Annotated in this window: 13 protein-coding genes; 4 read left to right on the top strand and 9 right to left on the bottom strand. The window is 45.4% G+C overall.

Annotated elements, in window-relative coordinates:
- The first annotated feature begins 87 nt into the window (after positions 1-87).
- From NAF01_RS01185 to NAF01_RS01170, 4 genes are all read left to right on the top strand, one after another.
- Entirely contained in the window at positions 88-525 is a 438-nt protein-coding gene (locus NAF01_RS01185; RefSeq protein ID WP_250802406.1) for a Dps family protein, read from the top strand.
- A gap of 139 nt (positions 526-664) precedes the next feature.
- The gene (locus NAF01_RS01180; protein ID WP_250801562.1) at positions 665-1,558 is read left to right on the top strand and encodes an EamA family transporter; all 894 of its coding nucleotides are present in this window, start codon (positions 665-667) and stop codon (positions 1,556-1,558) included.
- A gap of 1,169 nt (positions 1,559-2,727) precedes the next feature.
- Entirely contained in the window at positions 2,728-3,147 is a 420-nt protein-coding gene (locus tag NAF01_RS01175) for a DUF4395 domain-containing protein (protein ID WP_250801561.1), read from the top strand.
- Between the two features lie 106 nt (positions 3,148-3,253).
- A complete protein-coding gene (locus NAF01_RS01170) occupies positions 3,254-3,979 on the top strand; it encodes a YqcI/YcgG family protein (RefSeq protein ID WP_048008734.1) in 726 nt (241 codons plus the stop codon).
- A gap of 63 nt (positions 3,980-4,042) precedes the next feature.
- On the opposite strand, the gene NAF01_RS01165 is transcribed toward NAF01_RS01170, so the two are convergent.
- The 9 genes from NAF01_RS01165 to NAF01_RS01125 form a co-directional block, all read right to left on the bottom strand.
- Positions 4,043-4,828, bottom strand: coding sequence for a serine hydrolase (locus NAF01_RS01165; protein WP_250801560.1), 786 nt, complete (start codon positions 4,826-4,828; stop codon positions 4,043-4,045).
- Between the two features lies 1 nt (position 4,829).
- Positions 4,830-5,840: an ABC transporter ATP-binding protein gene (locus NAF01_RS01160; protein WP_061793568.1), complete on the bottom strand. Its 1,011-nt coding sequence runs from the start codon at positions 5,838-5,840 to the stop codon at positions 4,830-4,832.
- A gap of 2 nt (positions 5,841-5,842) precedes the next feature.
- Positions 5,843-6,772, bottom strand: coding sequence for a C40 family peptidase (locus NAF01_RS01155; protein ID WP_250801559.1), 930 nt, complete (start codon positions 6,770-6,772; stop codon positions 5,843-5,845).
- A gap of 25 nt (positions 6,773-6,797) precedes the next feature.
- Positions 6,798-7,904 carry a dipeptide epimerase gene (locus NAF01_RS01150; protein WP_035331882.1) on the bottom strand — a complete coding sequence of 369 codons (1,107 nt, stop codon included), beginning with the start codon at positions 7,902-7,904 and terminating at the stop codon, positions 6,798-6,800.
- 13 nt (positions 7,905-7,917) lie between these two features.
- Complete coding sequence (locus NAF01_RS01145) at positions 7,918-8,838, bottom strand: S66 peptidase family protein (RefSeq protein ID WP_250801558.1); 921 nt, start codon at positions 8,836-8,838, stop codon at positions 7,918-7,920.
- Positions 8,839-9,201: 363 nt separating this feature from the next.
- The gene (locus NAF01_RS01140) at positions 9,202-10,830 is read right to left on the bottom strand and encodes a peptide ABC transporter substrate-binding protein (protein WP_048008729.1); all 1,629 of its coding nucleotides are present in this window, start codon (positions 10,828-10,830) and stop codon (positions 9,202-9,204) included.
- A gap of 108 nt (positions 10,831-10,938) precedes the next feature.
- Positions 10,939-11,937, bottom strand: a complete 999-nt coding sequence (locus NAF01_RS01135) for an ABC transporter ATP-binding protein (protein ID WP_250801557.1) — start codon at positions 11,935-11,937, stop codon at positions 10,939-10,941.
- Positions 11,938-11,941: 4 nt separating this feature from the next.
- Positions 11,942-12,898, bottom strand: coding sequence for an ABC transporter permease (locus NAF01_RS01130; RefSeq protein WP_048008727.1), 957 nt, complete (start codon positions 12,896-12,898; stop codon positions 11,942-11,944).
- Positions 12,898-13,830: an ABC transporter permease gene (locus NAF01_RS01125; RefSeq protein ID WP_197249077.1), complete on the bottom strand. Its 933-nt coding sequence runs from the start codon at positions 13,828-13,830 to the stop codon at positions 12,898-12,900. The genes NAF01_RS01130 and NAF01_RS01125 overlap by 1 nt, the downstream gene beginning before the upstream one ends.
- Positions 13,831-13,834: the final 4 nt, after the last annotated feature.

The raw sequence follows: 13,834 nt of genomic DNA, 5'->3' as shown, positions 1-13,834 counted from the left end.
TTATTATTTATAATAATTATAAATAAGTATTGATTATAATTTAATATTTGTTATAATGAGTATATAAATCACTTAGGAGGAATTATGATGGAAAAATTACATGAGGCATTAAACGTACAAATTGCTAACTGGAGTGTCCTATATACGAAATTGCACCGCTACCACTGGTTTGTAAAAGGCCCTCTTTTCTTTACCCTTCATGAAAAGTTCGAAGAATTATATAACGAAGCAGCAGAAGTTGTCGATGAGGCAGCGGAACGCCTGCTTGCAATCGGCGGTTCACCTGGAGCAAGCTTAAAGGAATTCCTAAGCATTACGACTCTTGAAGAATCTAATGGGGAAAAGAAAGCAGAAGACATGGTTGCTGCTCTTGCTTCGGATTATAAACATATTAAGGAACAATTAATCTCTTTAGCCCAGCTTGCCGAGGAACAGGAAGATCAAGTGACAGCCGACTTCGCCATCGGGTTAATGGAAAAATTGGATACGCATATTTGGATGCTGCAAGCCTACTTAGGAGAATAATCGATTTTGGCAAGAGAGTCAGTGAGAATGATCACTGGCTCTTATTTTTGTGCCGAAAAAATTTTTGCCCTTTGGACACTCTAAGGTGTTATGATTGACCTGATTGCTTCATTTCTATTTTCGGAAAGGAGTCTCCATAATGGCAAACTTAAAATATTCATTCTTTATTTTTCTGGGCGCATGCAGTTACGGCATTCTGGCATCCATTGTTAAACTGGGACTTCATGCCGGCCACAATGTTCCCGAACTGACCGGAAGCCAATATTTAATTGGGCTCCTTTTGTTATTGCTTTCTTTCCCATTTATCAAAAGAACGAAAATCACCCTTAAACAAGCGGCAGCTTTGTTATTGACCGGTGCCTCCTTAAGCTTAACGGGCATTCTGTATGGAATGAGCCTTGATCGGAACCCTGCCTCCATTGCTGTTGTTCTTTTATTTCAGTTCACCTGGATTGGAATTCTTTTTGAAGCATTATATGAAAGAAAGATGCCCAGCAAAGCAAAAATCATTTCTTCGATCCTGCTTATTATAGGAACAGTATTTGCTAGCAACCTGATTAATTCCGGGTCACATGCTATTCAAGCGGATGGCCTGATTTATGGCTTATTATCTGCGGTTACATTTGCCGTGTTCATTTTTGCAAGCGGCAAGGCAGGCAAAGGAATTCCAACCATCCAGAGGAGCATCTTCATCACATTTGGCGGACTTCTTCTGGTTGCAGCTGTTTCAGGTCCCGTCTTAATAAGCGGCGGCATTCAGCTTGGTGGCCTATGGAAATTCGGACTGCTGATGGCATTGTTCGGCGCAATTTTCCCTATTGTCTTCTTTGCAATCGGATCACCCCACTTAGATTCAGGGCTTGCCACGATTGTAGGCTCTGCCGAACTTCCGGCAGCTGTTGCTGCCGCTATGCTGATCCTTGGGGAAAGGATAACAGAAGCACAGACTTTCGGGATTGTGCTGATCCTGATTGGTATCAGCATACCGCAGTTTTCATTTAAAAAAGCGGCAAAAAAGCGATTAAGCACATAGGATTTTTTATGGCGGGATTCGCTGGGTACCGCCTGGGCCGGCGATCCGCTTGACGAAAGGAGGCTTTGGATGTCATTCCAGGGCCTTTTTTCTTTGTCTGCTGGTGTTTTGCGTGGCGTTTATTGCAAGTGCAGCTGGGTTCGGACTTTGGATCGGTCTTTTCGGCTTTCTGTGTCTGAAGTTGGCGCGGGTTCTGACTCTGGCCTGCTCTTTTCTCCTTTCTGTGTCTGAAGTTGGCCCGGGGTCTGACTCTAACTGGCTCTTTTCTCCACTCTGTGTCCGAAGTTGGACCAGGTTCCGACTCTGTCGCCCCTTTTTCTCCTTTCTGTGTCCGAAGTTGGCCAGGGTTCCGACTCTAACTGGCTCTCTTCTCCTTTCTGTGTCCGAAGTTGACCCTAGTTCCGACTCTAACTGGCTCTTTTCTCCTTTCTGTGTCCGAAGTTGACCCTAGTTCTGACTCTGGCCTGTTCTTTTCTCCTTTCTGTGTCCGAAGTTGGCGCGGGTTCTGACTCTGATGCTCCTCTTTCTGCTTTCTGTGTCCGAAGTTGGACCAGGTTCCGACTCTAACTGGCTCTTTTCTCCTTTCTGTGTCCGAAGTTAACCCGAGTTCCGACTCTGTCCTGCTCTTTTCTCCTTTCTGTGTCCGAAGTTGGCCAGGGTTCCGACTCTAACTGGCTCTCTTCTCCTTTCTGTGTCCGAAGTTGGCCAGGGTTCTGACTCTGATGCTCCTCTTTCTGCTTTCTGTGTCTGAAGTTGGACCAGGTTCCGACTCTAACTGGCTCTTTTCTCCTTTCTGTGTCCGAAGTTAACCCGAGTTCCGACTCTGTCCTGCTCTTTTCTCCTTTCTGTGTCCGAAGTTGGCCAGGGTTCCGACTCTAACTGGCTCTTTTCTCCTTTCTGTGTCCGAAGTTAACCCGAGTTCCGACTCTGTCCTGCTCTTTTCTCCTTTCTGTGTCCGAAGTTGGCCAGGGTTCCGACTCTAACTGGCTCTCTTCTCCTTTCTGTGTCCGAAGTTGGCCAGGGTTCTGACTCTGATGCTCCTCTTTCTCCTTTCTGTGTCCGAAGTTGAATCGTACTTCTTATTTTCCAGGCTTTTTCTCTTCACAAAATCAAACAACTTCAGTAAACTATTAATACCAATAAAACCAATGAGAAAGGTCGGAAAATAAATGGCAAATACACCAGTTTCGATTCCCCGTCCGCTCGTAAGAACCAATCAATGGTCAATCGTATTAAGTGTTTTAGCTTCGTGGTTTACCGGAGAAGCCTGGATTCTCGCCATTCCCCTGCTCGCAGGTGCAATGGGCCTATTATTCGGCTACAATCCGATTATGCGTACAGCAAGGCATTTTCTAAAAAAGAGTCCTTCTGAGTATATTCCCGAAGACTGGGAGCAGCAGCAATTTAATCAGGTGATTGCCGTTGCCTGCCTGGCGCTTGGGCTGCTCAGCTTTCTGCTGGGCTGGACAGCTGCAGGATATGTTTTTACAGCTATGGTCGCTCTTTCAGCATTTATTGCCATTTTGGGATTTTGCATCGGCTGTTTTATCCGCTTTCAGCTTAACCAGTATAAATACCGAAAATCGTAAGGCAGCCATCTCGGCTGTCTTTTTCGTTTCCTTTTTCACCCAGCTAGTTTCAAAGGACTTTTTAAGGGGTACATATTTCATAAGTAAATCATTCTGAGGTGAAAAAATGAAAACTGCCAGTAAGTTTCTTTTAACAAAAGAAGATATGACTAACCCCGATATTGTGCCTGAGTGGGTTATTCAAGAATATAAAACATTTCATGATACAGTTACAGATAAAACCTTCCCGTGCTATTTTGGAATGACTGCCGAAATGCGCGGTGAATTGAGATATGCCTATATTACAAAGGAAGACTGGTCTAATCTTCCGGAAGCTCTTGAATCTTTCATAGAGCTCTTTGACGCACCAAAACTTATTCGCCATGGCCTGTTTGTATTTGTGGAGCCGGAAAAAGATGAAAAGCCGCTTGAACATTACAGAGAAAATTTCTGGAATATCCTTCAGTATTTGCATAAGGTTGATACAAAGCCTTGGCCGAAGGACTATCCGACAGATCCGGACCATCATTTATGGGCGTTTTCTTTTGCTGAGGAGCCATTCTTTGTGTTTGGCAATGCGCCTGCATACAAGCAGAGAAAGACGAGGGATCTAGGTAATAGTCTTGTGCTTGGATTCCAGCCGCGCCGCATTTTTGAAGGTCTCGAAGGCACCACGAAAGGCGGCGTTATGTCCAGGGAAAAAGTAAGAGAACGTGTTGAGAAATGGGATGGCCTCCCTACCCATCCAAACATCAGCCACTATGGCGATCCCGAACACCGTGAGTGGAAACAATACTTTATCGGTGATGACGTTAAGCCAATTGAAGGGAAATGCCCTTTTCATCATAAATAATCTGGCAGTCTCGGTGCAAAAACTGCACAAATAAACAAGGAACCGTTCTAAGTGAGCGGTTCCTTACTTGTGTGTAATATATTGATTAATACGGCTGCCGATTGCGGACAGTACTTCTTTGCCGGCTGCCTGAAGTTGGAGCCCATCCACTAGTACTGCAGCGCAGACTGTTTTTCCTTTATGGGTAAATATGGCGCAATCATGCTCTATGCCGGGAAGTTCGCCTGTTTTATTGGCAACCATGACTTTTTCCTCGTCTATCGTGTTGGCAAGTTTATTTTTAAACTGCTGGTTTTCCAATATATACAGTGCTTTTTCAGTATACTTCCCTGATAAAAGCTTTTGCTCTGCCAATGCCTTTATGCCATACACCATATCCCGGGCAGTCGTGGTGTTGTCAATGCCGTTTTTCAGTGCTTCAAAATCCATCATCTTTCTGTTCAATGATGTATTATTAAACCCCAAATCTTTGAAAAGCTGATTGATTTTCTCTATACCAAGCAGCTCAATGATAAGATTAGTCGCTGTATTATCAGACACAATGATCATTAGTGTCATTATGTCTGTCACCTTGATCTTCAAATCTCTGGCCATAGCTTGCAATACACCCGATCCGCCAACCCGGGCTGAAGCAGCAACTTCCACTTCCTCCTCAAGCTGAAGCAGCCCTTTCTCCGCCTGTAAAAGTCCCGCAAGTAAAATCGGCACCTTTATTAAGCTGGCTGAAGAGAAAATGGCATCGGCATCTTTTTCGATGAAACCATCCTCGGTATGGATATATACAGCAACGCGGCCTTCGCAGCAGCTGGCCAATGTAAGAATTTCCGCTTTAAGAGTATGAAAGTCCATTTTATTTCGCAGCCGCTACTTGAGGCCGGTTATGGTCGCCCGTTACTTTTTCATTATATAAATGGCAGGCCACAAAGTGATCCTTCTCAATCTCCTGCCACTCAGGCTTAATGGAAGCACAAGCCTCCATCGCATAAGGGCAGCGCGTGCGGAATACACAGCCGCTTGGCGGATTCATTGGACTTGGAAGCTCCCCTTCCAAAATGATTCTTTCCCGGTTATCCTCGACATCAGGGTCAGGGATGGGAATCGCCGACAGCAGGGCCTGTGTATAAGGGTGAAGCGGATTTTTATATAAGTTTTCGCTTGTGGTCAATTCCACTAGATGCCCTAAGTACATAACGCCGATTCTGTCGCTGATATGCTTAACCATTGAGAGATCATGGGCGATAAATAAGTAGGTCAGCCCTTTTTTCTTCTGGAGCCCCTTAAGCAGGTTCACCACCTGGGCTTGTACCGATACATCGAGTGCTGAGATTGGCTCGTCAGCAATAATGAATTCCGGATCCAGAGCCAAAGCACGGGCAATTCCAATTCTTTGCCTCTGTCCGCCGCTGAATTCATGCGGATAACGGTTGGCATGATCGCGGTTAAGACCTACATCTTCCAGGAGCTGATAGACCCGCTCGAGGCGCTCCCTCTTATTCGGATATAACCCATGAACCTCCATGGGCTCGGAAATAATCTCCTGTACGGTAGAACGCGGATTCAAGGAAGCATACGGATCCTGAAAAATCATCTGCATCTTCCTGTGAAAAGCAAACCTCTCTTTTTCAGTCATATTATGGACATTTTTCCCGTCATAAAGGACTTCACCTTCTGTACGGTTATATAAACCAATGATGGTACGCCCTGCAGTTGATTTCCCGCATCCGGATTCACCGACAATCCCGAATGTTTCTCCCTGTTTGATATGGAAGGAGACATCATCAACAGCCTTCAGGGTTTGTCCTTTTCCCATTGAAAAATGCTTTTTGAGATTGTTGACCTGTAAAAGTGCTTCTTTTGCCATGTTTATTCCCCCGTCTCTTGCCAGTAACGTCTAGCTGCACATAGTTCCTTTTCATAGATGGTATCTTTCAAGTCGATAACTTCGATGCTTTTACCGGTATTTGGAGAATGAAGCAGCTTTCCATCACCATAATAAATACCTACATGATGGAGTTTGCCTTTCCCTTCTTCATAAGCAAAGAATAATAGGTCCCCTGGTTCAATGGAATCCAGTTCGACCGGCTTCCCTGCTTCCGCCTGATCATGGGCATCACGGGGAATGATCACTCCATTTGCTTTGCACATGGAATAGCTGAACCCTGAACAGTCATATCCATAGCTGCTCATGCCGCCCCATAGATAGGGAAGGCCTATAAATTGTTCTCCCGCAGCAATGATGTCTCTGCCGCTGCCTTTCCGTATAGCCTCAATTGATTCAAAGACCTTTACGTCAGCAGATTTTAAGAATCCTTCTCCTCCAGGTGTCTGAACCTGGATCCACTCGGCTCCTTCTGTTAAGACCGGAAGTACAGTTTGATAACTTAGAATTAATTCCGGCTCTCTGTCAGTCGAATAGAGAGTTGCTTTTTTGTTCTGGATGACAGCGGCCTTTTCACTATCAAGCTTCCAATCTTCATTCTGAGTCAGCTGGGCCTTCGGCAACCAGCCGGGATACCCTTTCCCGTCCTTTGAAGAAGGCTGGCTCGGGACAACAACATGTACCCATCCATCTCTCTCCTCCAATACAATCACTTCTTCTCCGTACAGAACTTGTGATTGCACAAGATTCCCGTCGCAAAGCTCCAGCCGGGGCTCATAGGTGAGCTTTTCAAGCCAGGCATCCAAATTAACTGGGTTAGTGATGGCTTCAAAGTCAATTTCTCTTGATGAATCGCTCGCTGTCCACAAGGTAGCAGCAGGAACCGAAACCAGCCATTTCTGCTTAATTGTCAAACCGAATTCCTCCTTTTTAAAATTGTCAGGATGTCAATTCCTGCTTGTTCACTGCCAATGATACATTCCTGATGCCCAGGCCAGGTTCAGATGGCAGGGTAATTTTGCGGCCGGAATAGCGGATTCCGCCTTCCACAATTTCTTTTGCCATCATCAATGGGGCATCAAAATCAAAGCGGGTTATATTCTTTTTGCTGGCTGCAAAATGGGCTGCGGCCGTAATGCCAATCTTGGTTTCAATCATGCTGCCTACCATGCATTCCATCCCGCATACTTCAGCGAGCTGATTAATGATCTGCGCCTGATAAATGCCGCCTGACTTCATCAGCTTGATATTAATCAAGTCAGCACTTCGCGTTTTAATGACTTCAAATGCCTGCTTCGGGGTAAAGACACTCTCATCTGCCATAATCGGTGTATCAACCGCATCTGTAACCTGCTTAAGCCCCTCTATATCCCAAGCCTTTACCGGCTGTTCGACAAGCTCAATGTTCAAGTCCAGTGCTTCCATTTTCCGGATGGCATAAATAGCATCCTTTGGTTTCCAGCCCTGATTGGCATCCAGGCGGATTTTAATTTTCGATCCTACCCGGGTGCGGATTTCCCGTATTCTCTCTATATCTGTTAAAATATCATCCTTGCCGACCTTTACCTTAAGGACATCGAAGCCTTGCTGAACATAGGAAACCGCATCTTCTCCCATTTCTTCCGGACCATTGACGCTTACTGTATAATCCGTTTCCACTTCATTTTTATGTCCTCCTAAAAATTGGTAAAGAGGCAGTTTGCATTGCTGTGCAAGACAATCGTATAAGGCCATATCCACCGCTGCCTTTGCACTCGAATTTCCTATTAAAGCGGACTGAATCCCCTGGAATATCTCCTCATAGTTTAGAAGACTCTTATTGATCAGCATTGGCTTCAATACATGATGAATGGCTGACTCTATGCTTGAAAGACTGTCTCCAGTAATCACCACAGTGGGAGGTGCTTCTCCCCACCCGGCTATCCCGTTATCGCAAGTTACTTTTACAACAAGCGTTTCAGCTGTCTCAACTGTTCTCAAAGCTGTTTTAAATGGTTTTTTCAGTGGTACCGCAGCTCTAAATGTTTCGATCGTGTTTATTTTCATCTATACCACCCTTTTACTTAACTCCGCTTTCGATTGTCAGCTTTTTACCGGCTGCATCCAATTCTGCCCTTACACCTAATGGCACAGAAATATGCGGAGAGCAATGGCCGATATGAAAGCCTTTAACTGCAGGCTTATTCACCCTTTTGATATACGTATCCAGAACTTCATCCAGTTCCAGGGAAAGTTCTCTTTCCGGAACACAATTATTAAAGTCCCCAATGATAAAGCCGGCCGCATCCGAAAGCTTCCCTGCCATATGCAGCTGGTTTAGCATGCGGTCGACCGCACGAGGCTCTTCGTTAATGTCTTCAATAAGCACAAGTTTATCTTTTGTATCAATTTCAAATGGTGTTCCGACTGTACTGGCCATAAGAGACAGATTCCCCCCCGTTAAGACACCCGCGGCACTTCCGTTCACCATCGTCTCCAATTCTGAAATTCCTTCTGGATAGTCAAGCGTGACCGGTTCAAATAACTGGTTAAAATATTGCTTGGATAGCGGATCCGCATCCTCTTTGCCAATATCAGAGGCGAGCATCGGCCCATGGAAGGTGACCATTCCTGTCTCCTGGCGGATGGCTGTGTGCAGGAATGTTATATCACTGTATCCCCAGAAAATTTTTGGGTTTTCTTTTATCAGACTGTAGTCGATTTGGGACGCAATTCTCCCGGTTCCATATCCCCCGCCTGCACAAATGATGGCTTTGACTTCCTTATCCGCAAACATGTTATGTAAATCAGCCAGACGGTCTTCATCCTTCCCGGCCAGGTAACCATATTGATCTGTCACATGTTCGCCCATCTTTACCTTTACACCAAGCTCTTCCAAAAAAGACAGGGATCGTTTCAGGTTCTCCTGATTGGGCGGGCTTGCCGGTGCTATAATTCCAATCGCATCACCTTTTTTCAGGCGCTGAGGTTTGATTGCCATGCTGTCACATCCTTTTCGTTTTATAGCATTATATGCTCCTGCAGCAAAAGCATTATTTGGGAAATGAAATAATTGTCGAGGATATAAGCTAAATTTCGGGAAAATGTATTATTTTTCGGGAAATAAACTAGAAAAGCGCAGAGCGCCCGCTTATCGGCGACAAGCTTAAGACAAGCGCTGGCAGAAGGCGTTTTTTGCCTTCAGAAGTGATTGGCTTAAGACCTCGAGCCGATGGCGCTCGGAGCTAGACAGTTATCAAAGTTCAAAGATCCTAATTCTTCAAAAAAAATATACTTCTGAAAAAAAGGGATGTTCACACGAACACCCCTTTTCCTGTCACTTTCACATTAAGCCGAAGAAGTATTACTTCTTATCTGCCCATTTAAGCTCCAGGTATCCAACCGGATGGCGGACAATTCCTGAAACAGCATCATTATAGAGATATACCTGGTTGTAGAAATGGATAGGGATAATCGGCATTTCTTCGAATAAGATTTTTTCCGCTTCATACATCAGCTCAAAGCGCTTTGCTTCGTCTGCTTCATTCTTCGCATCCTTGATCAGCTGATCGTACTTCTCATTGCTCCAGCCAGTGCGGTTCATGGAATGTCCTGTCTGGAAGTTTTCAAGGAAGTTAATTGGGTCAGCATAGTCAGCAAGGAATGAGCTTCGGGATAATTGGAATTTAAGCGCTTTTTGTTCTTCAGCGAATACATTCCATTCCATGTTGGCAAGCTTCACTTCAACGCCCAGGTTTTCCTTGAACATTTGCTGAAGAGCTTCTGCGATCTTTTTGTGAGAATCACTTGTGCTGTACGTTAATGTAACTTCAGGAAGTGTCTCATAGCCTTCCTCTTCCATTCCTTTTTTAAGAAGGGATTTCGCTTCTTCCAGATTCGTTTGAATAAGATCTCCTGCTGTTTCACGGAAGTCCTTTCCATCAGCATCCTTAAACCCATAGGATACAAATCCGTATGCAGGCTTTTCTCCATTCTTTGTTACAAAGTCAACGATTTGCTTCTGGTCCACTGCCATTGCGAAAGCTTTACGGATATTTTCATTCTGGAATGGCTCCATATTTACGTTAAAACGGTAGAAATAATCACCAGCCTGGTCTTCAACCTTTGCTTCACCTAATAGCTTTTCACTCAGCTCAGATGGAACAGCCGATACATCAAGCTCTCCGGTTTGGTACATTTGGTATTCAGTATTGGTATCATCAATGATCGCCCAATTAATTTTTTCCAGTTTTACATTATCAGCATCCCAGTATTGATCGTTTTTCTCCATTACAAAGTGGCTGTCATGCTCCCACTCTGTCAGGTTGAAAGGACCATTGCCCACAAAAGATTCTGCTTCAGCAAACCACTGAGGATTCTCTGTTGCCACTTTTTCATTGATCGGGAAAAATGCAGGGTTGGTGATTACACTTAAGAAATAAGCCTGCGGACTGACTAAAGTCACTTCAAATGTTTTGTCATCAACTGCTTTTACTTTTACATCATCAGCTGATCCTTCACCGTTGTTATAAGCCTCTCCGCCTTCAATGAAGTAGCCGAGGAAAGCGGCTGAAGAACCTGTATCAGGATTTAATAGACGCTTCCAGGCAAATTCAAAATCACCGGCTGTTACAGGATCGCCATTTGACCATTTTGCACCTTCGCGGATATGGAATGTATAAGTCTTTCCATCTTCAGATACATCCCACTTTTCGGCAATGGCTGCTTCTGGCTCATGATTTTGTCCCAGACGTGTCAAACCTTCCATTAAGTTGTTCAGCGCACTCCAGGAAACAGAGTCAAAGCCGATTGGAGGGTCAAACGAAGTCGGCTCCTGGCCATTGTTCAAATAAAGCACTTTTTCAGCACTTTCTTCTTCTTTCTTGCCATCATCCTTGCTGTCTGTTTCTTTGCCTGCATCTTCATTTGCCGTACAGGCTGCCATAACAAATAGCAACACACCTGCAAGCAGCAGCGATAAAAACTTTTTCATTCCTTTTCCCCCTCTTAAAATATATTTCTTTATCTACCAGATGCCTGTCTGACAGCTGATAGAATCATAACTTTCGCCGTACCGGGCCGGCACTGCGAAAGGAAGTACCTACTTTACCCCTGCAAGCATTTTCTGTGCCCGCTCATCCTGGAGCCAGCAGTCCACATGATGATCCCGGCTTAAATGCGTTTTATAAGGATAGACCCGGTCACATACCTCCATTGCGTATTCGCAGCGGGCAGCAAATGGGCAGCCAGCCGGCGGAGCAAATAAATCCGGCGGGGATCCGCCTATAGGAATAAGATCAGCTCCATCCAGGTCAAGGCGCGGAACAGAATTCAGCAGGCCCTTTGTATAGGGATGCTGGGGATTATAGAAGATTTCCCTTCGTTCTCCGGCCTCCACTATTTTTCCTGCATACATGACAGCGATGCGGTCTGCTACTTGAGCGACAACCCCCAGGTCATGGGTAATGATTATGATGGATACTCCAGTTTTCTTCTGGATATCTTTAAATAAATCCAATATTTGCGCTTGGATCGTTACATCCAGTGCTGTAGTGGGTTCATCGGCAATCAGCACTTCCGGCTCACAGACAAGGGCCATGGCAATCACAATCCGCTGCCTCATCCCGCCGCTGAATTGGTGCGGATAATGCTTTAATCTTTCGGATGGATTTGGTATTCCAACTAAATTCAGCATTTCCAGCGCCTTTTTACGGGCATCCGGCCGTGAAATGGTTTCATGCTGCATAATTCCTTCTATAATTTGCTCTCCAATGGTAATCGTAGGGTTTAAAGCCGTCATAGGATCCTGAAAGATCATCGAAATGTCTGCGCCGCGGATATCCCGCATTTCGGATTCCTTTAGCTTTGTCAGGTCCTTCCCTTTAAAGAGGACAGTGCCATCTGCTATTCTCCCTGGAGGGGATGGAATCAGCCGCATGATGCTCTGGGACGTTACACTCTTTCCGCAGCCGGATTCACCGACAATCGCCAGGGTTTCCCCCTTGAAGAGATCAAATGATACACCCCTTACAGCCTGGACTTCCCCGCCATAAGTGGTAAATGTGACATGCAGGTCTTTTACTTCCAGTACTTTCTCCATGCTGCTACCTCCTTAACTTCGGATCGAGGGCATCCTGCAATCCGTCTCCAAGCACATTAAATGAAAACATGGTCAGGGAGATGAAAAAAGCAGGGAAGAACAGGCGCCACCAGTGACCTGATAGAATCGTAGACAGCCCATCATTAGCCATGGAGCCCCAGCTGGCAAAAGGCGGCTGAATGCCTAATCCCAGAAAGCTCAGGAACGCCTCTGCAAAGATGGCCGATGGCACTGTTAATGTCATCTGTACAATGATAGGGCCCATCGTGTTCGGCAGCAGGTTCTTCTTTATAATCCTCGATGTTTTTGTTCCGAAAGTCTTTGATGCCAGTACAAATTCATAGTTCTTGATCTGCAGAACCTGTCCGCGGACAATCCGGGCCATCCCGACCCACCCCGTTACGGAAAGGGCGAATATAATGGTGAACAAACCAGGTCCCATTACAACACTGATTAAAATAACAACGAGCAAATATGGGAGTCCATACAGAATTTCCACTACCCTCATCATGGCATTATCTGTTCTGCCGCCTTTATAGCCGGCAATACCGCCGTAAATGACTCCGATTGCAAAATCAATCATGGCTGCCACGATTCCAACGAATAAGGAGATCCTTGCTCCGTACCATGTTCTTGCGAAAACATCCCGGCCTAATTCATCTGTTCCGAACCAATATTTTGAAGACGGCGGAAGGTTCTGATTAGCCAATGACTGCTGGGATACATCATGCGGGGAAATCATCGGGCCGAATATGGCCATAAAGGCTAAAGCAATAAGAAAGAATAGCCCTGCCATTGCCAATTTGTTTTTCAAAAGCCGGCGCCATGCATCCTGCCAATAAGAAAGGCTTGGCCTTACAACTGCTTCCGCTGCATCCTCGTCTTTGGCCTTTGGGACAAACCAATCATCCGGAATATCAGGTGCCAGGTTGCGGTTATCATGCTGTTTGCGCAGTTCCATTAGCTCGCCTCCTTTTTGTGAAGCTTAATTCTCGGGTCAAGAACTCCGTATGCAATGTCCACCAGGAACAGCATCATAATCAAAATGGAGCTGTAAAAAACGGTGGTTCCCATTATGACGGGATAATCACGTGTATTGATGCTTTCTACGAAATACTTTCCCATTCCGGGAATGGCAAATATTTTTTCAATTACAAAGGTTCCTGTCAAAATGCTTGCAGCAAGCGACCCCAATACGGTTACAACAGGCAGAAGGGCATTTCTCAATGCATGTTTAAAAACAATTTTCACCGGTGACAGGCCTTTAGCCTTGGCCGTCTTGATGTAATCCTGTGTCAGAACTTCCAGCATGCTTGAACGTGTCAGACGGGCGATGATCGCCATGGGTCCTGTCGCAAGCGCCAGAGTCGGCAGAATCATATGCTTTGGGCTTGACCAGGTAGCCACCGGGAGGATTGCCAGATTGACAGCAAGCTGCTGAATTAATAGTGTGGCAAGCACAAAGTTCGGCACTGATATTCCCAGAACTGCAATGGTCATCGCTAAATAATCAATAAAGCCATTGTGCCGGAGAGCTGCTATGATTCCGAGGGCAATCCCTGAGAAAACAGCCACAATCAAAGTGACGATTCCCAGTTCAAACGACACCGGGAACCCCCGTCCCAGCATTTCATTAACCGTCTGGGAGGACTTTTTAATAGACGGTCCAAAGTCAAATGTTGCAACTGATTTCAAGTACATCCCATATTGGACATACAGCGGTTCGTCCAAATGATAGAATTTCTCCATATTCCGCTGGACCGCTTCGCTGGTGTTTCTTTCTTCATTAAAAGGCGACCCGGGTATGGAGTGCATTAAGAAAAACGTCAGAGTGATAATGAACCAAAGTGTGACGACCATTGCGATGAGGCGTTTTATTATGTATCCAGTCATTCAT

It is taken from the genome of Cytobacillus firmus, assembly GCF_023657595.1.
GTDB lineage: Bacteria > Bacillota > Bacilli > Bacillales > Cytobacillaceae > Cytobacillus > Cytobacillus firmus_B.
Note: the sequence above shows the minus strand (reverse complement) of the source record. Positions and strands in the feature narration are given on the sequence as shown.

Coding starts and splice junctions, on each gene's coding strand:
- NAF01_RS01170 (WP_048008734.1), top strand. CDS start 3,254: ATGAAAACTGCCAGTAAGTTTCTTTTAACAAAAGAAGATATGACTAAC.
- NAF01_RS01130 (WP_048008727.1), bottom strand. CDS start 12,898: ATGGAACTGCGCAAACAGCATGATAACCGCAACCTGGCACCTGATATT.
- NAF01_RS01135 (WP_250801557.1), bottom strand. CDS start 11,937: ATGGAGAAAGTACTGGAAGTAAAAGACCTGCATGTCACATTTACCACT.
- NAF01_RS01140 (WP_048008729.1), bottom strand. CDS start 10,830: ATGAAAAAGTTTTTATCGCTGCTGCTTGCAGGTGTGTTGCTATTTGTT.
- NAF01_RS01150 (WP_035331882.1), bottom strand. CDS start 7,904: ATGAAAATAAACACGATCGAAACATTTAGAGCTGCGGTACCACTGAAA.
- NAF01_RS01160 (WP_061793568.1), bottom strand. CDS start 5,840: ATGGCAAAAGAAGCACTTTTACAGGTCAACAATCTCAAAAAGCATTTT.
- NAF01_RS01165 (WP_250801560.1), bottom strand. CDS start 4,828: ATGGACTTTCATACTCTTAAAGCGGAAATTCTTACATTGGCCAGCTGC.
- NAF01_RS01180 (WP_250801562.1), top strand. CDS start 665: ATGGCAAACTTAAAATATTCATTCTTTATTTTTCTGGGCGCATGCAGT.
- NAF01_RS01185 (WP_250802406.1), top strand. CDS start 88: ATGGAAAAATTACATGAGGCATTAAACGTACAAATTGCTAACTGGAGT.
- NAF01_RS01125 (WP_197249077.1), bottom strand. CDS start 13,830: ATGACTGGATACATAATAAAACGCCTCATCGCAATGGTCGTCACACTT.
- NAF01_RS01145 (WP_250801558.1), bottom strand. CDS start 8,838: ATGGCAATCAAACCTCAGCGCCTGAAAAAAGGTGATGCGATTGGAATT.
- NAF01_RS01175 (WP_250801561.1), top strand. CDS start 2,728: ATGGCAAATACACCAGTTTCGATTCCCCGTCCGCTCGTAAGAACCAAT.